The organism is Microcoleus sp. AT3-A2 (assembly GCF_036705685.1).
Taxonomy (GTDB): Bacteria; Cyanobacteriota; Cyanobacteriia; order Cyanobacteriales; family Microcoleaceae; genus Microcoleus.
On sequence record NZ_JAUBVF010000004.1, the window covers coordinates 174,734 to 198,258 of the forward strand.

17 protein-coding genes are annotated in these 23,525 nt (G+C 46.5%); 8 read left to right on the forward strand and 9 right to left on the reverse strand.

Going from position 1 to position 23,525, the window contains the following annotated elements; all coding sequences use genetic code 11:
• Nucleotides 1–59: 59 nt before the first annotated feature.
• Nucleotides 60–3,605, reverse strand: a complete 3,546-nt coding sequence (locus tag QUB37_RS04645; RefSeq protein WP_333159551.1) for an EAL domain-containing protein — start codon at nucleotides 3,603–3,605, stop codon at nucleotides 60–62.
• A gap of 240 nt (nucleotides 3,606–3,845) precedes the next feature.
• Nucleotides 3,846–4,907: a transposase gene (locus QUB37_RS04650; protein ID WP_333159553.1), complete on the reverse strand. Its 1,062-nt coding sequence runs from the start codon at nucleotides 4,905–4,907 to the stop codon at nucleotides 3,846–3,848.
• A 198-nt stretch (nucleotides 4,908–5,105) separates the two neighbouring features.
• Here QUB37_RS04650 and QUB37_RS04655 point away from each other — a divergent pair, with 198 nt between their 5' ends.
• A complete protein-coding gene (locus tag QUB37_RS04655; RefSeq protein WP_333159623.1) occupies nucleotides 5,106–6,113 on the forward strand; it encodes a zinc-dependent alcohol dehydrogenase family protein in 1,008 nt (335 codons plus the stop codon).
• A gap of 524 nt (nucleotides 6,114–6,637) precedes the next feature.
• Here QUB37_RS04655 and QUB37_RS04660 read toward each other — a convergent pair.
• From QUB37_RS04660 to QUB37_RS04670, 3 genes are all read right to left on the reverse strand, one after another.
• Nucleotides 6,638–8,311 carry an asparagine synthase-related protein gene (locus QUB37_RS04660; protein ID WP_333159555.1) on the reverse strand — a complete coding sequence of 558 codons (1,674 nt, stop codon included), beginning with the start codon at nucleotides 8,309–8,311 and terminating at the stop codon, nucleotides 6,638–6,640.
• A 13-nt stretch (nucleotides 8,312–8,324) separates the two neighbouring features.
• Nucleotides 8,325–9,785: a serine/threonine-protein kinase gene (locus tag QUB37_RS04665; protein ID WP_333159557.1), complete on the reverse strand. Its 1,461-nt coding sequence runs from the start codon at nucleotides 9,783–9,785 to the stop codon at nucleotides 8,325–8,327.
• 139 nt (nucleotides 9,786–9,924) lie between these two features.
• On the reverse strand, nucleotides 9,925–10,929 hold the full coding sequence (locus QUB37_RS04670; protein WP_333128272.1) for a LysR family transcriptional regulator: 1,005 nt from the start codon (nucleotides 10,927–10,929) through the stop codon (nucleotides 9,925–9,927).
• A 229-nt stretch (nucleotides 10,930–11,158) separates the two neighbouring features.
• On the opposite strand from QUB37_RS04670, the gene QUB37_RS04675 reads away from it, so the two are divergent.
• The 6 genes from QUB37_RS04675 (at nucleotide 11,159) to QUB37_RS04700 (ending at nucleotide 19,167) form a co-directional block, all read left to right on the forward strand.
• Entirely contained in the window at nucleotides 11,159–11,872 is a 714-nt protein-coding gene (locus QUB37_RS04675; RefSeq protein ID WP_333159559.1) for an NnrU family protein, read from the forward strand.
• A 45-nt stretch (nucleotides 11,873–11,917) separates the two neighbouring features.
• Nucleotides 11,918–12,295, forward strand: a complete 378-nt coding sequence (locus QUB37_RS04680) for a thioredoxin family protein (RefSeq protein WP_333159561.1) — start codon at nucleotides 11,918–11,920, stop codon at nucleotides 12,293–12,295.
• 362 nt (nucleotides 12,296–12,657) lie between these two features.
• A complete protein-coding gene (locus tag QUB37_RS04685) occupies nucleotides 12,658–14,703 on the forward strand; it encodes an NAD(P)H-quinone oxidoreductase subunit 5 (protein ID WP_333159625.1) in 2,046 nt (681 codons plus the stop codon).
• 458 nt (nucleotides 14,704–15,161) lie between these two features.
• On the forward strand, nucleotides 15,162–16,748 hold the full coding sequence (ndhD1, locus tag QUB37_RS04690) for a photosynthetic/respiratory NAD(P)H-quinone oxidoreductase subunit D1 (RefSeq protein WP_445300002.1): 1,587 nt from the start codon (nucleotides 15,162–15,164) through the stop codon (nucleotides 16,746–16,748).
• 273 nt (nucleotides 16,749–17,021) lie between these two features.
• Nucleotides 17,022–17,837 carry a DMP19 family protein gene (locus QUB37_RS04695; protein ID WP_333159563.1) on the forward strand — a complete coding sequence of 272 codons (816 nt, stop codon included), beginning with the start codon at nucleotides 17,022–17,024 and terminating at the stop codon, nucleotides 17,835–17,837.
• A gap of 256 nt (nucleotides 17,838–18,093) precedes the next feature.
• Nucleotides 18,094–19,167 carry a M14 family metallopeptidase gene (locus tag QUB37_RS04700; RefSeq protein WP_333159565.1) on the forward strand — a complete coding sequence of 358 codons (1,074 nt, stop codon included), beginning with the start codon at nucleotides 18,094–18,096 and terminating at the stop codon, nucleotides 19,165–19,167.
• Between the two features lie 890 nt (nucleotides 19,168–20,057).
• Here QUB37_RS04700 and QUB37_RS04705 read toward each other — a convergent pair.
• From QUB37_RS04705 to QUB37_RS04720, 4 genes are all read right to left on the reverse strand, one after another.
• Complete coding sequence (locus QUB37_RS04705; RefSeq protein ID WP_333159568.1) at nucleotides 20,058–20,534, reverse strand: DUF2656 domain-containing protein; 477 nt, start codon at nucleotides 20,532–20,534, stop codon at nucleotides 20,058–20,060.
• A gap of 8 nt (nucleotides 20,535–20,542) precedes the next feature.
• Nucleotides 20,543–21,424, reverse strand: coding sequence for a HEAT repeat domain-containing protein (locus tag QUB37_RS04710; RefSeq protein ID WP_333159570.1), 882 nt, complete (start codon nucleotides 21,422–21,424; stop codon nucleotides 20,543–20,545).
• Nucleotides 21,425–21,433: 9 nt separating this feature from the next.
• A complete protein-coding gene (locus QUB37_RS04715; RefSeq protein WP_333159572.1) occupies nucleotides 21,434–21,700 on the reverse strand; it encodes a hypothetical protein in 267 nt (88 codons plus the stop codon).
• Nucleotides 21,701–21,865: 165 nt separating this feature from the next.
• Nucleotides 21,866–22,474: a phycobiliprotein lyase gene (locus QUB37_RS04720; RefSeq protein ID WP_333159573.1), complete on the reverse strand. Its 609-nt coding sequence runs from the start codon at nucleotides 22,472–22,474 to the stop codon at nucleotides 21,866–21,868.
• A 218-nt stretch (nucleotides 22,475–22,692) separates the two neighbouring features.
• On the opposite strand from QUB37_RS04720, the gene QUB37_RS04725 reads away from it, so the two are divergent.
• Nucleotides 22,693–23,523 (forward strand): pentapeptide repeat-containing protein, encoded by an 831-nt coding sequence (locus QUB37_RS04725; protein ID WP_333159575.1) that lies wholly within the window; start codon nucleotides 22,693–22,695, stop codon nucleotides 23,521–23,523.
• Nucleotides 23,524–23,525 lie beyond the last annotated feature (2 nt).

Here is a 23,525-nt window from a genome sequence, read left to right on the forward strand (position 1 = left end):
TAGCCCGCTCTCTGTTTTTATTCCTAGAAACAGCAAACAGTCAACAGTCAACAGTCAAATTACCATTTAGGTTGACTTTCTATTAAAAGTGTGGCTGCGATGCTGTCTATCGGCTTTGAGAAAAAGTATCCTTGTCCGTATTCGCATTGCAGAGCTCTGAGTAAATTAAGCTGTTCGCTGGTTTCGATTCCTTCAGCAATTACATCCATACCTAAATGACTGGCTAAAATTAAAATAGTCTGTACAATCGCTTCGTTGCCTTCATCTTCAGTCATGCGGCTGACAAAAGCTCTATCAATTTTTAAAGCATCAGTTGGAAAAGTGTGCAGGCGGCTCAAAGAAGAATAGCCAGTGCCGAAATCGTCAATATATAATTGAATTTCTAAATTTTTCAATTCCGCGAGGATAGCGACTGCTGATTCGGCATTCTCCATGATGACGCCTTCAGTAATTTCTACCTTTAAAGTGCGGGGGTCAAGCTGAGTTTCTTGTAAAATTTCACGAATGCGATCGATTAAATCCGGTTGTTTAAATTGTTGGTTAGAAAGGTTGACGCTGACAGTCAACGGCGGATTTGCTGGGAATTTTTGGTGCCACTCGTGGATCTGATGACAAGCCGATCGCATCATCCACCAGCCCATAGGTATAATTAATCTAGTTTCTTCTGCTACTAAAATAAACTCGCCGGGAGATACGACACCCCGCTGCGGGTGATACCACCGGATCAGCGCTTCAAAACCGCTGATTTTACCGGTAACTAGAGAGACGATGGGCTGATAGTAAAGCTGAAATTCCTGGGAGTCTAAAGCGCGTCTCAGGTCGTTTTCCAGTTGCAAAAGGGCGACGGCGCGAGTGTGCATACTTAAGTCAAAAACTTCGTGGCGAGCTTTGCCCAATCCCTTAGCATGATACATGGCAGCATCTGCATCTCGGAGCAGTTCTTCAGGCCGATCGTACAATACGGACAACGGGACATTGGGAACAGGAGAGTCGGAAGATAAGCAAGACAAAGAAGTTTCCCGATCGATATTTCCCAGATTTTCGGGACTCGACAGTTTGCTGGTTTCCGTTGGATACGGAGGAACACCAGAACAAACAATCCCAATGCTAGCACTGGTAAAAACTTGATATTCGTTAAGGTAAAAAGGCTCTGCCAGTTCCGCTTGCACTCGTTCGGCAATCTGGATCGCATCCTCGGTGCTTTTGATATTTTCCAGCAAAATAGCGAATTCGTCGCCGCCGAGACGGGCAACGGTATCTCCAGCGCGCAAACAGATTCCCAGGCGCTGCGCGATCGCAATCAGCAACCGATCGCCCACTAAATGCCCCAAACTGTCGTTAACAACCTTAAAGCGATCGAGATCGATAAACAGCACCGCAAACAAAATCTCGGGGCGGCGTTTTGAAAGATTGATGGCGTGCCCCAAGCGATCCATAAATAAAGATCGGTTGGGCAAACCGGTTAGCATATCGTGCAAAGCATCGTGTACTAACTTCTCTTCTGCTATTTTGCGGAGGGTAATATCTTCGACAGTGCCTTCGTAGTAAAGTAAATTTCCGTCAGGGTCGCGAACTGCCCGGCCGTTCTCGGAAACCCAGATAGTAGTGCCGTCAGCGCGGTAAACTTGGGACTCGAACTCAGACACAAAACCGTGTTTTTCGATCGCACGCAAAAACTCGACGCGGCGGTTGGGATCGAGGTAAAGTTGGCGGTCGATGTTGCGTATGTTCGCGATCAATTCGGCAGCCGAGGAGTAGCCGTAAATTCTCGCCAAAGCTGGGTTAGCGCTGAGGTAGCGCCCGTCAGGCGTTATCTGGAAAATGCCTTCGATCGCATTTTCAAAGATACTGCGGTATTTCTCTTCCGCCTGTTGCAGCGCGAATTCTGCCTGCTTGCGATCGGTGATATCGGTCAACGTGCCGAGATAGCCTAGAACTTCCCCGCTTTTCGTCATTTCTGGCACTGCTTGCCAAAATACCCAGGTTGTGAAGTCACCGTTGCAAAAGCGGTACTCTAACTTACAGGGCAACTTGTCTGTGACAGCGCGATACCACTGGCTCAAAACACGCTCGCGGTCTTCGGGATGCAAACTTTGCGCCCAACCTTCACCTAGTGCCTTTGGCGCAGTCAGTCCCGCCATCTCCAAAAATCGCTCATTGACGTACAAGCAATCTCCAGCAGCGTCGGCGCGGAAAATCCCGACCGGCAGTATTTTTGCCAAGGTGTAATAGCGGTATTCGCTTTCTAGCAGCGCGCTGGCAGCTACTTTAGTCTCTGTGATGTCAAACATGGCCCCCTGAAGAATGACAGACTTGCTTGCTTCATCGCGAACTGCGGTCGCTTGATCGCGGAACCAGACGACTCGGCCGTTGCGGGCGATCGCGCGGTATTCTGAAACCAGCGACCCCTCGCAGAAGATATCTTCTCCATCGGTGAATTTCTGTGTAGCGTTTTCAACTAACACGCGGTCACGGTCTTCTGGGTGAACGAGTTTCAGCCACAGGTCGGGATCGGCTCTCCATTCAGCTACAGAATAACCTAGAAAAGTCTCGATTTGCGGGCTGATGTAAAGTTTGGCAGCTTTGCGGTTGAGGGGAGAGATGTAGGTGACAGCAGGCATTTGTTCTACCAGGGCGCAGTATTTCGCTTCTACAGTGGACAGTGCGGCTTCTAGGCGCTGCCGCTCTAATTCGGCGGCGGCCCGTCCGGCAAAGATGCTGAGAATTAATCGGAATTTGGCAAGATGTGCTTCCACCAGAGGTCGATCGTGGAAAATACAAATAATGCCTAAAGGTTCGCTGTAAGAGTTTTTCAGCAAGACTCCCAGGAAACTGCGCGCACCTGTAACTACCGGTCTGCAGTCTTCAGGAAAGGTTTCCCAGAGGTTGTCGGGACAGGAATACATTCCCCCCTCCAGCACCCGCGCTTCGGGAGTATTGGCGGTGTCGTAGTCAAAGTTTGGCTGCTGCTGTCCGTCGCTCCAAAAACTGATAAGTTGCAATCTATCAGCAGCAGCATCGGTGCGTGCCTTCGACTTAATCGATTTGGCAGCGACGGCGGTGCGAACTCCAAGTGCTGAGGCTAAGTGGAAAACTAAGGCATCAAAGAATTCTGCCCCCCCCGGCGAATCAGTACCTGCTAGGATTTCGCCCAGCAAATCTTCCTCTAATTGCGCGAAACCATTAACTTTGGGAGGATTCTCAGCATTCGGGCGATCGGGATTGTCTCCCATCGAACCCGAAATGCTCAGACTTAGGGTTTTGCTAGTTCCAGGCTCCAAAACAGGCGAAGAATTCACACTTAGGCGCTGTTGCTTGGCGAAGAATACAGAGCGGCCCTTACCTAAAACTTTACCCAAGAAGCTGTCAGTTGCCGGCCACTGATTTGAGTTGGGGAAAATCAAAAAGGTTTTCCGCATTTTCAATCCCGCAGATAAATCGTCGGGCTTTAAGTCTGCCAACGGCCGTTGCTCTTGGGCTAGCGGTAGACTGGAAGGCCTTCGGTGGCACTTGAGATAAATCGCAGACACCAAGGCTAAAGTCGCCGATAATCCCAGAAGATATGCAAGAATCTCAAAGTAAAAAAATAAATCTAGCTCGAACATCGATTAGCACCGCTCGACAATTATTGTAGTTATCTGAAGCCAATCTATTTAAAAATAACTAAGTATCGTCACGGATGGGTAACGAATACAATGTCAGATCGCCGTGAAGGCGACAAGAGAGTTAACAGTTCACAAAAACCGGGCAATACTTAACATTACCAACTTTTTGTGGTTCTTTTTGTACAGGAGCAACCCGTACAGGTGAAACTGCAAACACATCTCTAGGGTTGTGGCACTCCTCTAAGGGGGTGAGTTTACGTTTACTTTTCTAATCATATTTAACGCTGCATTTACATCAGCATTAATCCGACTTTCATTGAAAGACGGAAACCACCCGCGTTTACCGCTTTTACCCTGGTAAGACTCTTGCTTACCGACAGGCTCTAAATCCCCAAATCTGCACTTATTTGTATAATATGCTTGTGTAACTATTACCTTGATACCGACTAACTGTGTTTGGCAAGTAATAAATTTTATGAGCTGGGTATGAGTAATTAATCGAAAACTGTGAGGTTTTTTTTCTAATTTTATATTTTGTTTGTCCCTCACATTGGTGCCAATAATTAACTGGATTAACTTGTCATCTCCCAACCGCTTGACAATCAAACTGCTGGTTTGATAAAGGTAGTTTTCTAATCGCTTGTTTCGATTAAAAGTGACTTTCTGGATTGGGCGCGTGGTAGATTTAACCTGGTCAAGCTTTGACAGTAAAAATGCTTGGCGCGGATTGAAACCTTGATTAATTGATTTGAGATGTTTTTTATCATAAATAGTTGGAGTAAATGTTGGCTTATTAGATGCCAAAGCCACGAGGTGATCAATCCCTAAATCTATACCTGCTGTGAGATGGTAATTTAAATCTACCAACGTTACAGGCTTTTGACTAGCCACCTCAAAAAAGTATAGCGCTGTTATAGGAACTTCCCTTACCTTTATGACATCTTGGAATTTTGTAGAAATTATTAGGTCACTTTGAGATAAATGAAGTAGTCCCTTATTGGGGTTTATCCCTTTTTTTTCTATGGATTGGTTATCATAAGTGAACAAGTTACGTGTAGAGATTTTATGTTTGTATTGGGGGAGACTGGGGAGGAATGAAAATCGAGGTGTATCTCGTCGATCATAAGCTATTCTTGACTTTTGGCAATTCTCCCAACCGTGAACAACTTGTTTGAGAACTTGATTCCTAATTTTAGTAGGGAATGATTGAGAGCCGTCTGTAGGTTTTAAGATGGCAAATAACTGTCTGATAATTCTAGTGCCACCAACTTTATATTCCGAAGTGAAAAAGTGTGTCCTCATAAATATTTACCATGATCTTAGAGATTCTTGGGCAGAAATGATAAGTCATCAAACTGTTTATAAAACTGATGCTGACGATCTATTTAAGGCCTTTCAACAACAATCATAAATTTTGGAATAAACCAAAAGTTTTTTGTTGCTTTGCTAAGCAATATACAATAAAGTCTAGGGATTATCTGATCTAGTGTAACACTCATGATGAAAGCGATCATTTTTCAAACCCCCGGAAGCCCGTCCGTATTGAAACTGCAAGATATCCCCGCTCCTACTATACAAACAGAAACTGAAGTTTTGGTACGGTTGCGAGCGGCGGGTATCAATCCGATCGATACTAAGTTGCGATCGCGCGGCACTTTTTACCCCGATAAAACTCCTCACGTTTTGGGGTGCGACGGTGCTGGAGTCGTAGAGGCTGTCGGTGCTGGTGTACAAAGTTTCCAAGTGGGAGACGAGGTTTTTTTCTGCAATGGCGGTTTGGGGGGGTCGATCGGTACTTATGCTGAGTTTGCCGTAGTAGACGAACGCTTTCTCGCCCTCAAGCCTGCTGCTTTAAGTTTTGCCGAGGCGGCGGCGGCACCGTTAGTTTTAATTACAGCTTGGGAATCGCTGTACGATCGAGGACGCTTGCAAGCCGGTCAAAAAGTCCTGGTTCAAGCTGGTGCCGGCGGTGTCGGCCACGTCGCAGTACAGTTGGCGAAGTTGCAGGGGGCAGAGGTTTGCACGACTGTTAGTTCTGAGGAAAAAGCCAATTTTGTCAAGCACCTAGGTGCAGATTCAGTTATTTTATACAAAAACACCAATGTTGTCGATGAGGTTTTGACTTGGACTCAAGGACAAGGAGTTGATTTGGCTTTCGATACAGTCGGGGGAGAAACTTTTTACCAAACTATTCCGGCTGTGAAGATTTATGGAGATTTGGTAACAATTTTGGAACCCGATCCGGCTTTGGGCAATTTGAAAACAGCGAGAATGCGGAATCTGCGAATTAGTCTGGAATTAATGTTGACACCGATGCTAGAAGGTTTGGTGGAGGAACAGGAACAGCAGGCTCATATTTTGCAGAAGTGTGCTCGTTTGTGCGATCGCAACTTGCTAAAAATTCACGTCAGCAAAACTTTCCCTCTCGAAGAAGCGCAAGCCGCTCACGAACTGTTAGAAACAGGCTCAGTAACTGGTAAAATAGTGCTTGAAATTGCGGGTGGTTAAAATTGCGGCTGCTTAAATAATAAATTCACAACTGATATCATGTCCGGTCGAGTAACCGCGATTTTTTTAGGTGCGAGTTCACCAATAATACCTGCCAATAATTGACAATCTCAAAAACTCGCCCGACCGGGATATTATGATTAATCGATCGGACATGATATGAAATTCTAGGATAGAAAAGTGGAAAATCCTCGTTAATAATTTTGAGAGAACTCTGGCTAATTCGACGACCAAGGTGAATCTTTGTTTTCTATCAAATCCGTTGGCATCGGAATGATTAATCTGTCTCTTCCGTTTCTCTGTATCCTCTGCGCCCTCTGCGGTTTAATAATTCCAATACCACCGGAATTCATATTATTAGGCTGATGATTAAAAAGCTGGCAGCCTAAAAGATGTCAAATCCGTTGTATAAACAAGAGCAAAAACCGCATCGGGAAAATGCCACTGTCGATCGACAAATTAGGGCGTCAACTGCTGAAGTTGACACGACGAAAGGCACGGCCCCGTACCCTAATTGGGGGTAACTAACGGCGATTAACTTGTAACCAAATTTCCAGCGTCACCAGCAGCCACAACTTCAGCCCATAGCGGGGAAAAACTTCGCCACGATAGTTTAGCCACTCGCGGATTAGTGTTCGATCGAGGTAAGGTGCGATCGCCGCATGACGATTCAGCAACAACGATCGCGCTTGCCGCTGCCAATCCCTCAAAAACCACTGCTGCATCGACATCACCATCCCGCTTTTCGGACGGTTGACAATGACATCGGGCAGCAAATCCGCCACAGCAGCCTTGAGAACCGCTTTTTCCTGCGCGCCCGAAAGCTTATATTCTGGAGGGATTTGCAAACTCAGTGCCACCATCCGCGCATCGAATAGGGGCGATCGAGCTTTTAGTCCCGCCGCAGCCGTGAGATTATTCACCTTGGTCAAAATGTAATCGGCTCCTTTAAACTCAATGTTGAGCCGCATCAGCCGATTCAAAAAAGTCGTTTCTGTCTGTTGCAATTCCTGTGCAAACACCGAAGGCGCATCTTTTACCTGATTCCAAACCTCCGGTTTCAGCAAGCGCGGTAAATCCACATAGCATTTCTGAAACGAAGTCAAGTAAGCTGCGATCGGATCTGGTTTACCCTGAATTGAACCATACAAACTGTTGAGTAACATCGGCTTATTTTTCGGCCCGCCAAAGCACGGATCGCCACCTTCGCCATTGAGTACCACGTCTGCGAATTGCTTTGCCGATCGCCCCAACAGCAAATTGGGAACCGTCAAGCCTTCCCCCACCGGATCATCCATTGCCGCCAGTGTTTCCGGTAGCAACTCCCAAATTTGCTTTGGCGAAACTTCCAAAATATGGTGCTCAGTGCCACAATGTGCTGCGACGATGTTGGCAAATTCAATCTCGCTGGGATATTGAGCGCCAAAGTGCATCGAAAAAGTGTGTACCGGACGATCGTGCAGCCTTGTGGCGATCGCCGCAACGCAACTTGAATCAATACCACCCGAAAGATATGCTGCGACTGGTTCTCCCGCTGGTAGCGCTGACTGCACCAGTTGTTCCAAAAGCGATCGCACTTGTTGACTGTGCCATTCCAAAGGGCGATCGGCGTTAGTAATTTGCTCCTGTGGCTGCCAGTATCTCTGCGCCTCAATATCCGGCAAGTACAGGTAGCTACCGGGTCGCAACTCTCGCACCGCTTCCCACAGCGTTTGTGCTCCGGGTACAAACGCACAGCACAAATAGTCGCGCAAAGCAACTAAATCAAGTTGTCGATCGTGATACGGATTGAGCGATCGCAGTCGAGGCGCAATCCAGCGAGTCGTTCCTGTACGGGTGTAATACAGGGTTTTTGCTCCCACGCGATCGCGCCCCAGACACAAGGTTTGCTCGTCTCGATCCCACACGGCAAGGGCAAATTGTCCTTCCAGTAAGCTCAAAGTTTGAGGGCCTGACTGTTCCCATAGCCGCCCGACGATCGCCAAATCGGTCAATCCCTCGGTATCAATCTGTTGTTTGAGCATTGGAGTGCGATCGAAGCAGCAGTCACCTACGAGCACAAATCGCTGATTGGGGCTGAAGGTGGGTTCAGCTCCGATTATGGCAAAACCGGAAGTTTCCCAAGTTCCAGGGTGCGATCGGCCTTCTGGGCCCCAAGAAATGAGCCAATTCGGGTTAATCAACTTCTGATTTTGCATCGATTTAGTTAGCTTAAAAAATATGAGATATTAACTTATAAATCAAGCGAAAAATAGCTGTGCCAGCGATCGCACCCAAAGCACCCAACCATCCCACAAATAACACGCCAGTGAGCGGAGAATTCGGATAAATCGCAACAGCCGCCGTCTGTAAAACCGGGAAAAACCACAGCAAAGCCACAGTACCTGCACCAATAATCAACATCTCAGTTTGTTCGATCGCCCTGCGGTACTGGCCGTAAATCAAACCCGCCACAATCATCCCCAACAATCCGATACTCAAGCTAGGAGAGGGCAACAAACTCGTCAGGGCGATCGCCAGCAGCCCCCCCTCAAAACCCGTAAACGCCGCCCCCGACAAAACCTCCCAAATCGAAAAAGTCGCTCTCTGCGAAGGTTGTAGCCCTCCTGGAGGTGTTGCAGGAACAGGTAGAGGAGGCTGCTGAGTCGGTGGTAGCTGCTGAGTCGGTAGGGGAGTCGGAGTGCGTAGGGTCGGCGGCTGCACGACGCTGTTAGGCTGTTGAGGCCGAGACATCAGAGCCGCTTCCACCTCCCTCGCAGATTGAAAACGCTGGCTGGGAGCTGATAATAACATTCGATCGAGAACGTGAGCCAAACGCGAACTTACCTGCACCCGCGACTGCCAATTCCACTCGTTTCTGTAACTATCAAAAAGCTCCGTCGGCTGCAAACCACTCAGCAAAGTAATACAAGTCACAGCCAAAGCATACAAATCCGTTGCCGGATAAACTTCTTGCCCGCTCATCTGTTCTGGCGGAGCGTAACCCAAAGAATAAATGCCCGTCGAAGCTTTTGGACTCCCAACACTTTGTGTTACTTGTTTAACAGCCCCAAAATCTAATAAATAAAGCCGACCGTTTTTACCTCGCATAATATTAGCAGGTTTAATATCCCGGTGAATCGAACCGCGAGAGTGCACAAAATCGAGAACCTTCAAAATTTCCCGCAGCACCTCCACCGTTTCCGCCTCCGAAAACTTGCCTTTAACAGCTAGTTCATCCTCCAAATTTTGACCGTCAATAAATTCTTGAACCAGATAGAAAAACTGATCGTTTTTTCCCGGCTGCAAACTCGTAACAGTCAGCTCAAAAAAAGCCAGCAAACTCGGAATTTGGGAATGTTCGTTTCCCAGTTCTTCCAGCACCGCCGCTTCCCGTTCAAACAGAGTTTGAGCGATTTTTAGCTGGGGCGGAGTCAGACTTACCGACGGCTGCAAAAGTTTAGCAACGCACTGCCGCATCGCCGGAGTATCCCGGTCTCTGGCTAAAAACGCCGCCCCAAAACCGCCTTGACCCAACAACCTCACGGGCAAATAGCGGCCCCTCAAAATCAGGGGCATCCCGCAAGCCGTGCAAAACTTTTGCTGCACCGTTTTCAGCAGCGCACTGTCATTGAGGTCGGGAAAATAGTTTTGAGGGCGCGGGCAGCCCGGTCGGGTGCAGTAAACTTCCATTTTTGTTTGCTAAGAAGAGGGAAGAAGGAAGAGGGAAGAGGGAAGAAGGAAGAGGGAAGAGGGAAGAAAAAGTGATTGTTAAATCAGATTTCGATTTCTCAACTAACCGCGAACTGCTAACTGCCAGCGACCTAAGAGATTAACTTCCCGCCGAGTTGGGGGTTCCTATTTCTATGAATCCCACATCGAGCGCCGGGGGTTCTTTCTTCTCCAGAATGGTCGAATAAGTAGCAAACTGCGGCAAAATTTCATTGCTGAAAGCCTCTGCTGCTTTAGAACGGTAGCGGTTGGGGTTGTAAATCAGCGACAAAATGCGAGTTACCAAAACTTCGTCCATTTGAGATTTGTGCAAGACGCCCATAAGCAACTCTTTTTCGATCGCCGAAACCGAGACAAAAGCAGCTCCCAGCCCCGACTGAACGGCATTTTTAATGGCTTCGATCGAATTTAGTTCCATCTCTATTTTCAAGCGGCGCGTGTCTATGCCACAGCGAGTCAGTACCTGATCGATTACTTTGCGGATCGTAGACTGCGAATCGAGGGATATAAACTGCAATTTGTAAAGGTCTTCTTTTTGGATAGTTTCTTGTTGTACCATCGGGTGAGACGGAGGAAGAATCAGAGCCAGTTCGTCCTCAGCGTAAGGAACAATTTCTAAAGCTTCTACAAGTTCGGTAGGAATTTCTCCGCCAACAATTGCCAAATCGATTTGCCCGTTTGCCACACTCCACGCCGTGCGGCGGGTCGAGTGAACGTGAAGCTGTACCGCTACATCCGGGTACTTTTGGCGAAACATCCCGATCATCCGGGGCAGCAAATAGGTCCCCGTTGTTTGAGAAGCGCCCACGATCAAAGTACCGCCTTGCAGATTTTGCAAGTCTTCCAGAGCTCGACAAGTTTCCTGGCAAAGCGATAAAATTTTCTCGCCGTAACTCAGCAGCAGGTGTCCGGCTTCGGTCAGTTGCGCCCGCCGCCCCCCCCGGTCAAACAGCGGCACGTCCAACTGTCTCTCTAAGTTTTGCACCTGCAAGCTAACTGCGGGCTGGGATACATAGAGGCTGTCGGCAGCGCGTTTGAAGCTTCCTTCAGAGGCGATCGCCTTGAGAATGCGTAACTGGTCTAAAGTGAAAGGAAGGTCAGACATATATCTAAATTGTCAGTTGTCAGTTGTCAGTTGTCAGTTGACGGTTGACGGTTGACTGTAGGCAGCGAACAGCAAACAGCGAACAGTCAACAGCGAACAGTCAACAGCGAACAGCGAACAGTCAACAGCGAACAGTGAACAGTTAACTGACTGATAACCGCTGAATGCTCCCATAGATACTTTGTGACACAAATTGGCCGAGAATCAATAACTTTTCTTAATATTTGCAATGACGATCGACTTGGCGCTTGACTCCCACTTAGTTATTCTGGGCTTGTTACTGGTTTTTGCGATCGCCCACAGCGGTTTAGCAGCCCTCCGGCCCAAAGGTGAAAAGCTGATCGGGCCGAGACTTTACCGCGTTTTGTTTGCCCTTGTCAGTTTGCCGCTAGCCGTCATTCTGATTGTCTACTTTTTCAACCACCGCTACGACGGCGTACAGCTTTGGCAAGTACAGGGAGTACCCGGAGTTAAACCTGCAGTTTGGATACTTTCGGCAATTTCTTTTCTGTTTCTGTACCCAGCAACTTTCAACCTCCTAGAAATTGCCGCCGTCCAAAAGCCCCAAGTTCACCTCTACGAAACTGGCATCATTCGCATCACCCGTCACCCGCAAATGGTGGGACAGGTGATTTGGTGCGTGGCCCACACCCTGTGGATTGGCACTAGCTTTACCCTCGTCACTTCCATCGGTTTGGTACTTCACCACCTGTTCGGAGTTTGGCACGGCGACAGGCGACTTCATGCTCGTTTTGGAGAATCATTTGAAACCCTCACATCTCGAACCTCAATTATCCCATTTTTGGCAATCCTACAAAAGCGTCAAACCCTTGATGTGCTTGAGTTTCTGCGCCCTTCCTACCTAGGTGTAGTCATTTTTACGGGTCTGCTGTGGAAAATTCATCCTTTTTTGATGCGTGTCACTAGGAACATATACTGGTAGCATGATCCCTAGGATAGAAAAAAAATTATTAAATTTTGAGGGCTCATGGTGTTGTCGGTTAGCGAACGCACTTTTGCACAAGAGGTGTTTCAAGCCTCTACCCCCGTTTTAGTTCACTTTTCGGCTCCTTGGTGCGGTTTGTGCCGCGCGATCGACCCCACGCTTAAGACTTTTGAGGCACAGTGGGCAGAAAAAGTCAAGCTCGTAGGGGTGAATGCTGATCAATGTTTCAAGTTGGCCCACACTTACCGGCTGACAAGTCTGCCCACGCTGATTTTGTTTGAGGGCGATAAAGTTCGATTTAGATTTGAAGAGTACCAAGGGCGGGAGGAACTGCGGCGGACTCTGGATTCCTGGATGCTGGCGGCTCACGTAGCTTCCCCATCTCAACGGCTGCAACTTCAGGAAGTAGCCAACAGGTAAGGGTTCCAAGGCATTCGGCTCTTGTTGAGAAGGTCTTCGGCTTTATGTCGGAAGCAGAAGGCTTTCCCCATTTTTCCATCAACCATCTGACACCAAAATAAATCTCGCCGTATTGAAGGTACAGGACTGTGAGATTTGTCGTGGAGTTTTAGTTTCCACCGGAATAATAATTTGCGGCGTTTAGTGCGATCGTCTCGCTTGCTATGAAAAAAGTAGTGCGATCGTCTCGCTCGCAATGGCACTCAGCTATAACAATACTTAAAGAATTGGATCAAGTATTTTGGCCCAGTGGCGCAGGCGTGTGTCACAATTGTTTACAGTTTTGGCAATATCTAGTAGAAACTTTAAACTACCTATCAGTCATGGAACTGCTTTATCAATATGCTTGGCTGATTCCTGTCCTGCCACTGGCAGGCGCAATGCTAGTAGGTCTAGGTTTAATCACCTTTAACCAGGCAACCAACAAGCTCCGACAAGCGAATGCGATATTAATCGTCTCCGCACTCGGCGGGTCAATGGTACTCTCCTTCGCATTGCTGTGGAGTCAACTACAGGGCCACGCACCCTACACCCGCAGTATTCAGTGGGCTTCTGCTGGCGACTTCTCGCTGAATATGGGCTATATTATCGACCCCCTAACGTCGGTGATGCTGGCGATCGTCACTACGGTCGCCTTTTTGGTGATGATTTACACCGACGGCTACATGGCTCACGATGACGGGTACGTGCGCTTTTACGCCTACCTGAGCATCTTCAGCGCGTCGATGTTGGGTCTCGTAATCAGTCCAAACATCGTTCAGATTTACATTTTCTGGGAACTGGTAGGTATGTGCTCGTACCTGCTAGTCGGATTTTGGTACGATCGCAAACCCGCTGCTGACGCTTGCCAAAAAGCTTTTGTCACCAACCGCGTCGGCGACTTCGGCCTACTGCTGGGCATCCTCGGCATTTACTGGGCCACCGGCAGCTTTGAATTTGAGGTGATGGGCGAACGCCTGCACTCCTTAGTCGAATCCGGTGCTCTCAGCGCAACTCTGGCGACAATCTTCGGCGTCCTCATATTTTTGGGGCCAGCAGCCAAATCCGCTCAATTCCCCCTCCACGTCTGGCTGCCAGACGCAATGGAAGGCCCGACACCGATTTCGGCCTTAATCCACGCCGCGACAATGGTAGCCGCAGGCGTATTCCTGATCGCTCGGATGTACCCAGTGTTTGAAGGGTTGCCGGCAGTCATGAATTTGATCGCCTGTACCGGCTGTTTTACGGCATTTATGGGTGCTTCGATCGCGATTACCCAAAATGACATCAAAAAAGGCCTCGCCTACTCCACCATCTCCCAACTCGGCTACATGGTGATGGCAATGGGCGTCGGCGCTTACAGTGCCGGACTTTTCCACTTGATGACACACGCTTACTTCAAAGCAATGCTGTTCCTGTGTTCAGGTTCAGTGATTCACGGTATGGAAGCAGTTGTAGGCCACAACCCCGCACTCGCTCAAGATATGCGAGTCATGGGCGGCTTGCGGAAATATATGCCGATTACCGCTAGTTGCTTTTTGATCGGCAATTTAGCAATCTGCGGAATTCCGCCGTTTGCAGGTTTCTGGTCAAAAGACGAAATCCTCGCCAGCGCCTTCTCCGCAAATCCCGCTCTGTGGGCTGTTAGCTGGCTGACGGCCGGGATGACCGCGTTTTATATGTTCCGAATGTATTTCAGCACCTTTGAGGGCGAATTCCGGGGAAATGACAGCGCCATCAAACAGCAACTCCTGCAACCCGGTGTTGTTTTCGGCCCCGGAGCGATGAACGTTAAGGAATTGGCATCAACTGGCGACAGTCACGATGATCACGACCATTTGCCTCACGAATCTCCTCTGACAATGGCTCTGCCGCTAGTGTTGCTGGCAGTACCTTCTGTGTTTATCGGTTTTCTCGGTACGCCGTTTGCCAATTATTTCGAGCAGTTTGTTCGCGCTCCGGGCGAGTCTCTCGAAGAAGTTTTGGAACACGCTGCTGAGTTCAATTTGACGGAATTTTTGATTATGGGCGGAAGCTCTGTAGGTATTGCTTTGTTGGGCATTACTTTGGCTTCTCTGATGTATTTGAGCCGTAAAATTGACCCAAGTGCGATCGCCCAAAAAATCAAACCGCTTTACGAGTTCTCTCTGAACAAGTGGTATCTCGACGATATCAACGATTTTCTCTTTGTCAAAGGCAGTCGCCGTTTAGCGCGGCAAGTCATGGAAGTGGATTTGCGAGTCGTCGATGGTGTCGTCAACTTAACAGGGTTTATCACCCTGGTTAGCGGCGAAGGTTTGAAATACTTTGAGAGCGGTCGCGCTCAATTTTATGCCTTGATTGTGTTTGTCGCAGTTCTGGGTTTTGCGATCGTTTCTGGAGTCAGTTAAATCGGTAGGGACACGGCATTTAGTGTCAACTTAATGTCCAACCGACTGTATCTCTTGTTTGTCTCGAAGTCTAGATCCCCCCTAACCCCCCTTGATAAGAGGGGAACAAGAGTATTCTCTCAAAGTCAACCCCTACTCCCCTTCTTAAGGGGGATTTAGGGGGATCTGAACTGGGCGAGCAACGAAAGATACAAAAGTTTTTAGGGTTAATTTTACACGCTTTGGGCATTGCCGTATCCCCACGAGGAGATATTTTAAGAAATGGTATTAGCTCAATAACTCACCCTAGCCAATTAGCAAATAGAAATAAATCTTTCATTAAAATGAACAGTTGCGATCGCATAATTTGTCCAAATAATAGCAAAAAAAAATGTTCCGTCTAAAGAAAGTATAAAATTTAGGCCAAAATTGGCAAAATGTGTTTAAACCTAATAACTGATGGATCATTTTAAAACGCAATGGATACAGCTAACTTTCCTTGGTTAACAACAACAATTCTGTTTCCCATTGCTGCGTCCTTGCTGATTCCTTTAATTCCCGATAAGGATGGCAAGACGGTGCGGTGGTATGCCCTAATTGTGGGTTTGATCGATTTTGCCCTACTTGTTTACGCTTTTTACACTCAGTACGACTTCAGCAATCCAGATTTGCAACTGGTAGAAAGCTATACTTGGGTGCAGCAACTCGATTTGAACTGGTCTGTGGGTGCTGACGGTTTATCGATGCCGCTGATTTTGCTGACTGGTTTTATTACTACTCTGGCTACTTTAGCGGCTTGGCCGGTCACATTTAAACCGAAGCTTTTTTACTTTTTGATGCTGACAATGTACGGCGGCCAAATCGCAGTTTTTGCCGTACAGGATATGTTGCTGTTTTTCCTAGTTTGGGAACTGGAATTAGTCCCAATTTACCTGATTTTGTCAATCTGGGGCGGCAAAAAACGCCTCTACGCAGCAACTAAGTTTATTCTATACACCGCAGGCGGTTCGCTGTTTATTTTGCTGGGCGGGCTGACGATGGCATTTTACGGCGATACGGTGACTTTCGATATGCGGGCGATCGCAGCTAAAGATTACGCCCCCAATGTAGAATTGCTCCTGTACACAGGTTTCTTGATAGCTTACGGCGTCAAACTGCCGATTTTTCCACTGCACACTTGGCTCCCTGATGCTCACGGGGAAGCAACCGCACCCGCCCACATGTTGCTAGCAGGAATTCTGCTAAAAATGGGCGGTTACGCTTTGCTGCGGATGAATGCGGGAATGCTCCCGGATGCTCACGCTACCTTCGCACCGATTTTAGTAATTTTGGGTGTGGTTAACATTGTTTACGCGGCCTTAACTTCCTTTGCTCAGCGAAATTTGAAGCGGAAAATTGCTTATTCTTCGATTTCGCACATGGGGTTTGTGCTGATTGGGATAGCTTCGTTTACCGATTTGGGAATGAGCGGTGCAATGCTGCAAATGGTTTCTCACGGTTTAATCGGGGCGAGTTTGTTCTTTATGGTGGGTTGCACTTACGATCGCACTCACACGCTCATGCTCGACGAAATGGGCGGTGTCGGGCAGAAAATGCGTAAGGTTTTCGCGATGTGGACTGCTTGTTCTATGGCTTCTTTGGCTTTGCCGGGAATGAGCGGTTTTGTAGCAGAATTAATGGTGTTTGTAGGTTTTGCAACCAGCGATGCTTACAATCCGGTGTTTAAGGTTTGTGTGGTATTTCTAGCTGCTGTCGGGGTGATTTTGACTCCGATTTATCTGCTGTCGATGCTGCGTGAAATCTTCTACGGGCCTGAGAATAAGGAATTGTCGGCTCACGAGGAATTGGTGGATGCCGAACCGCGAGAAGTGTTTATTATTGCGGCTCTGTTAGTGCCGATTATTGGCATTGGTTTGTATCCGAAGATGCTGACTCAAGTTTACGATGCGACTACTGTACAGTTGACTGCAAAGTTGCGCGATTCTGTGCCGTCGCTTGTGGCTAAGGCTGCTGCGGATAAAACTGTGTCTCTACGTGCTCCGGCGATCGAGCCGAGTAAGTTGTGATTTAAACTGCATTTAGGAAGAAAACCCCCAAACTTGACTTTTAAAATGGTTTGGGGGTTTTCTATATACCGGATCGAAGTAAATCGATTAGATTGGGATTTTTAAACCGCAGATTTCAGCAGATAAACACAGATGAACGCTGATGTGATTTTCAGTATTGTCGTTCCTCAAAAAGCATAAAAGAGCTTGATAGGCTATGTTCAATGTTGCAACTGCAATATAATTAATAGTTGGGCCACATAAAAAGTTTTAGCCTAAGAGGGAGACGGAAAAATGAGTGACGACATACTTGGCTCGAAAGATGCGGTCGTGCTCTCAGCGGAAAGCATGAATAGCGATGATATCCGCGCGACGATCCAATCAAATATTGACTTTGTGAATGCACTATTTGAAGAGCTTCTGAATCTCTCAGAAATTTCTCACGACGCACTCCTCAGTTACTACGTTGATTATTACCTCGGGCAGGTGAATAATGGTGGTTTTGCTCAGTTTGTCTATAACACAAGGTGGCAGCCTGCGGTCATCGCGCTAGTTAAAGAAGGCCTTGGGCAAATCGGCGCGACACAACATACCGATCTTTTTGCAAAAGGAGAGGCGCTGGTTACAGCAGGAAAGACAAAGTTAGCATCGTTCTTTTCGAGTGGGTTATTCGGCGAAAATGCTGAGAGAGACAGGCTAAATGGCATCAATGAGGACTTTTATTCGATCGCACAAGAGGAGAGTCTCGAACGATTAAATGCTAACTGGTTAAAAGCGCGCCCCGACCTGATTGTTGTACCAGAAGATCGAATCCAACAGGAAGTCACTCGACGAGCATTCAGTATTTCCGATCGCGAGGCCCGGCGAGCCGAGGCCCGTGCTGCCGAGCCGAAATACATTAAACTGATACGAGCCTTGTGTGATGCAGCCGGCCATAAGCTTGAGCGCGTTACGGCAGGCGATACAATGAATGAGTACGGTGGCAAAAGAATAGTCGCTTGGCACTTTATTACTGACAATGGGCATCACTTCATGGTGGAGGCTGACGGGAAGGCTATGATGTTTTCTGGAAAGTCCAAGGAACAGATTGCGGAGCTGGTAATGGTATAACTATACAGCCAAATTAATAGTTAGGTTGATGCACTATCTTTTTTAGTCTTTACTCTTAATTGTTCTTATTTCTATACTTGCTAGAATAAAAGGGAATACTAACCGAACGGCAAAGCGTTATTGTTATGCCAAGAGTCCGATCTTTGTTAAGGGCGATCGAAGTGTTAGACCGCAACTACAGTATAATTAATAGTTATGCGGTGTGAGTTATCTTTTCAGGCATAATTGTAAGGTTAGTGGTGGGTAATGAAGATTTATGAGCTATTCAGAAGCATTTTCACCCAACTACATTACTGCACGAGAGCGATTTCGAGCAGCATCTTCATCTTTGGGTTATCAGCACACAGCCTATCCAATCGATCGGGTTAGTCCAACTGGTGAAGAATTAACTATTGATGTGGCGATCGGTGGTTCTTCCAACCCACGACGATGTGTAGTCATTTCTAGTGGCTTGCATGGAGTAGAAGGCTTTATGGGCTCGGCAATCCAACTTACCTTGTTAGAAAAGCAGCAACTTCTCACATCGTTGTCGCCTGATATTAAGGTTGTATTTATTCATGCTCTGAATCCTTATGGTTTTGCATGGCGACGACGTTGGAATGAAAACAACATAGATTTAAATCGTAACTTTTTGTTGCCAGAAGAAGTTTTTGAGGGCAGCCCCAAAGATTATCCTAAATTCAATTCTTTTCTCAATCCAACTTCACCTCCATCACGATTTGAATCTTATATGATTCAAGCTCTCTGGCTGATATTGAGATATGGAATGACGAGTTTGAGAAACACTTTTCCTGTAGGGCAATACGATTTTCCAAAGGGGCTTTTTTTTGGCGGTCATGCTGCATCCAAAACTCAAGAGATTCTAGCTAGCAATTTGCCCCAATGGATTGGTAATGCTTCAGAGGTAGTGCATATTGATTTCCACACAGGTTTAGGACGTTCGGGAACTTATAAGCTTTTGCTTGACGCATCTGCAACATCAGAATCTTGTTCAAGACTAGCTCAACGATTTGGAGCAGAAACAATAGAACCGAACAGTACAGAAGGTGTGTCATATCCCATTCGCGGTGGATTAAAAACTTGGTGCCAAGCTCTTCTACCACAGTGTCGCTATGATTTACTAACTGCAGAATTTGGCACTTACTCAACGATTCAAGTCTTGAAGGCATTGCGGGCGGAGAATCGTGCTTACTGGTGGGGTAAGTCACATCAGAAATATGAATGGACAAAAGACCAGTTGGTAGAAATGTTTGCACCCATATCTCGCAAGTGGCGAGAACAATGCTTAAGTCAAGGACTTGAGGTTTGTAAACGAGCCTTGATTGACTGAAGGAGTTGCGACGGTCAGCGATCGCAAAACCCAATACTTCAAAATTACCAGTAGGTCGATCGCCCTTCAATGAGCGTGCGATCGCTCCGTTAGTTCCTAGCCTTATTGTCCTATGGATAGTGTGATATGGGTTTTGGCGATCGAAGTGTTAGACCGCAACTACAGTATATATAACTCGAAATAAACGCCGCTTTGATCAACAAGGTATGCGGGCTGCAACCCTGATTCGGTGTATCTCAATAGCCTCTTTGTCATCCCCCCAGGGTTGATGTATGTATTGGCAGTAGAAATGAATCAGGGGCAAGCGTGATTATGGGATTCTTTATTCCCTATTTCAGAGTCAGGATGCTTCTTGTTTTACAGACTTTTGGAACACATATCCCAAAAATTGGCATTGCACAATTTGAGGATGATTATTGTAGGGTGTCCCGGCTGCTGTGAAAATACACGCCTTCGGGTTCATGGGTTTATTCCACCAATAAAATCACAATCACCCCGCTATTATGCAACGCCAAAAAACACTTAATATATATCTACATAACATTCATGTTTCAGTTAGGAGTAACTTTGATTGCACCTCCTAAAATTGAATAAAAAATCCTTTTTCTTGTTAATTTGCTATAAGCGACTTATCGAGCCGTAAACCAGGAAAAAGTAAAAAGTCGTGATGAATTTATTATGGGCTATTAGTCGAGAATTAGCCAAGCTGAAGCGAGCATAAATTTATGCAGCACTAGCAGCAATGGCAAGCGCTGCGGAGTATCAAGCTGATGTTTTACAAATGGAAACTGAATTTGCTACAGCTTATTGGGCAGCCTGTAAATTGGCGGAGTCTCAAGGATAACAAACAGTATCAATCAAAAAGATATCCTGGCACATTAACTCACCCTTTACCCCTTTCTCCTTTCAACCTTAAAAACATCCTCAATACTTTTCCCCCCCGTTTTCTCCTCCCACCCCATCGCCATCAAAAAACTCTCAGCAGACTGAGTTTCCACCACATCAACCCCCCATTCTCCCGTCTGCAACGCATCAGCATCGCTACTCAAAGGAGGAGTCTTCTTCAATCCCGCTAAAATCAAAATATCAGGAAAAGAATCATCGGCTTTCCCCTGACTCATCCGCTTATCCACCAAACTTTGAGCACAAAATTCTCCCACTTGAGGCGGAGAAAAAGCATCAGTAGAAAATAAAACTTCTACCATCCAATGACCATGATTTAATTGACGACACTTAATCTCAGGATATTGACTTAAACCCTCAGCAAATACCCGAGTAAATTCTTCCCTACTTAAGGTGGGAAAAACACCCTCTGGCATATCAAAATTATGAGAAAGCAACATCCGCCCCGTTCCAGATTCAGTCATACTTTTAGTTACTTAATTTGAGAAATTGCCAACTTAATCACACCTTGAATCGCCGCTTCTGATTCCTTTGCTAATGCAGCTTGTAGCGGTTCGATCGCAGCCCGATCGCCCACTTTCATCAAAGACAAAGCCGCCGCCCTACGAGTTTCCCCATCACTCCGATCCAGCAACTCAATCAGATTAGGAATTGCAGGTTTATAAGCCAGATTTCCTAAAGCCGCCGCCGCCTCACAACGCACATCCACATCAACATCCGTCAGAGACTTAACCAAAATCTCGAATAATTCATCCTTCGGTTCTTCCTGTGCAACCTTGGCGATCGCACCCACCACCGCACCGCGCACCACAGGCGAATCAGACGCGATCGCCTGATACAAATACTCCTTCGCCCCCGCCCCAATAAAAGCCAACGCCCAAGCCGCATGACCGATCGTACTCTCTGGCAAATCAGTTGACCCTAAAATATCCAACAAAGCCTGCACAGACGGCTCCCCAATCCTCGCCAACGCCCCAATTGATGAACCCTTAACTACCGTATCCTGATCATTCAACAAAGCATGAATTAAATGAGGAACCGCAGTCGGATCAGCAATCAAAGTCAGAGTTTTAGCAGCAGCACGCCGCACAACCGGATTAACATGATTTGCTAAACCATCCAACAAAAAAGGAGTCGCCGCTTCCCCAATTTCAGCCAAAGTTTCCGCGAAACGCAGTCGAGTCATCCCCCGCGTATCTCCCAAACATTCAACCAACCGCTTCAACAGATTGGAATCATTAGCATCGAAAGTATCTAAATCTATTTGTTCAGTAACTTCCCGAAGAAAAGCATCTGTTTCAGCGTGAGCCAATATAATGGGATGTGCCTCAGCTTGAGCATTAGAATTGACCATAATTATCACCTAATTATTAGTAGTTAAAGCCGCCATTTGAGCGCGAAGACTCTCCAGTCCAGCATCAATCTTAGCAAGTTCCGGCTCAATTTTAGCCATCGCCGCCTTCTGAGGTAATTTTGCCTTTTGTGCCGCCGTCATCGTTTCATTAACCAAACGTTCGCGATATTTCTCAAATTCAGCAATTACTTCGGCCAATTCTTCAACATTAGTCTCTGGTAAATTGCCAACTGTTTGTTGATTATCAGATGGATTCAATTCTTCGTTGTCAGACATAGTTTTGATAGTTTAATAATTAGTCCGGGTAGTCGAGTCGAAATTTGTGTGTAGCTGCAATTGCAGTCGTCTGAATATTTTTTGTTTATGTTACCGCAATTTCAATCACCAGGATATTTTGACTGTGTTTGTAGCTGGGATTTCAAGAGACTCGATATTTGTGCTTTAAGGTGACAGCACACCCACCCCAGAAAATCTCAAGCGATTGTGTTCAATCATCTCTTCTAAAGCAGAGTGAGAAACACAACGACGCTCAGAACAGTATGCCATTTGTTTAACCCCATTTATCATCTGCACAGTCATCACCCGTACCCGAAAATGATCGTTAATAAACCAACAGCGTTCCTGTCCTTGATTAGTCTCATATTCCGTCTCAATAGTCAACACCCCATCATCCGCAAAATGGTAAATACCGATGACCGGAATACCTTCAACATAGCCTCGATTTCGCAGAAACTTGCCCGTTCTCGGATTAGTAGGATTAGGCACATCTAAAAGAATAGCAGCATAGTTTTGGTTCGGAACTGTATCATCTAAATTGTCCTGCCACATAAAACTGCATCCCCCACTAACTAAAGCGGGATCGACATTCTGCTGTTGACAAACATCTAAAAGTCTGGGATCATCTATTGACAAAACTTCAACGATGACATTGGATTCTCCCGACTCATCAGCCGCAGCAGTATCAAAATTATGGACTGTTCGCTGAGTAAACCAAACGCCCTCACTCTTGCGAAAGAAATCCATCATAGTCATAGGTGGTGTTAGCAGCATTTCTGTGTCAACTTAGCGAGAGGAATCAGAGGGATTGAGACAAATCTCATTAAAAAACGGGGATTTAGGCTTTGACCTGAGCTTAGCAGAACTGGGAATCAGAGCTGATTTTGGTTAAGAAAAATAAACAAACGTCAGTCTGGAATCCTTCAAATTCTAGGATAAATGACACAGGACAATTTTGAGCAACTCGATCAATAAATTTTCAGAAAAACATAATGTCACCTCGTCAACACTCATCTTTCCTCTCCGAACCCATTTCTGCAACTGAAATCTTGGCAACTATTCAGCAAGGGAAAAGTCTAGCTCAAAGCAACCTCGCGGGAATCAACCTCAGCCAGATGGATTTATCTGGTATTGATTTCAGTGGATCAAACTTGATTGGGGCAAACCTTAGTCAAACCAATCTGCAAGGGGCAAATCTCCAAGGGGTTGATTTACGAAGGGCAAATCTCAGAGATGCCAATTTGAGTGGAGCGAATTTACAAGAAAGCTATCTTTTTCGTGCAGAGTTACGGGGCTGTAATTTAGTCGATGCCCAGCTACAAGAGGCTAAATTAAAATTAGCTCAATATGATGCTCATACTCTTTGGTCAGAGGGTTTTAATTACAAAAATTCAGGAGCAATTGGTCCCCAAGCCAATCTCAGTGGAGCTTTTCTAAATACAGCTTACCTCAGAGGAGCAGATTTACACGGCTGTAATCTGCGAGGTGCTTATCTCAGTGGAGCAGATTTAACTGGGGCCAATTTAGAGGGAGCAGCCTTAAGTGGGGCAAGTCTTCAGAATGCCTTTCTGACTGGTGCTTATTTACGAAACACTATATTGATTGGAGTCGAATTACAAGGAGCGGATTTACGAGGGGCTGACTTAACCGGGGCAAATTTAGAGCAATTAAAGAGTATTGCTGGCGCTGATTTTACCCTAGCACAAGGACTCACCCAAGAGATGAAAGCCATGCTTTGTAGTCGCGATCCCAAAGAATTAGGAACTTGGAATGCTTTTACTCGTAACAATACAGCTCAGAGTCTTCGCTCTCAGGTAGGATAAGT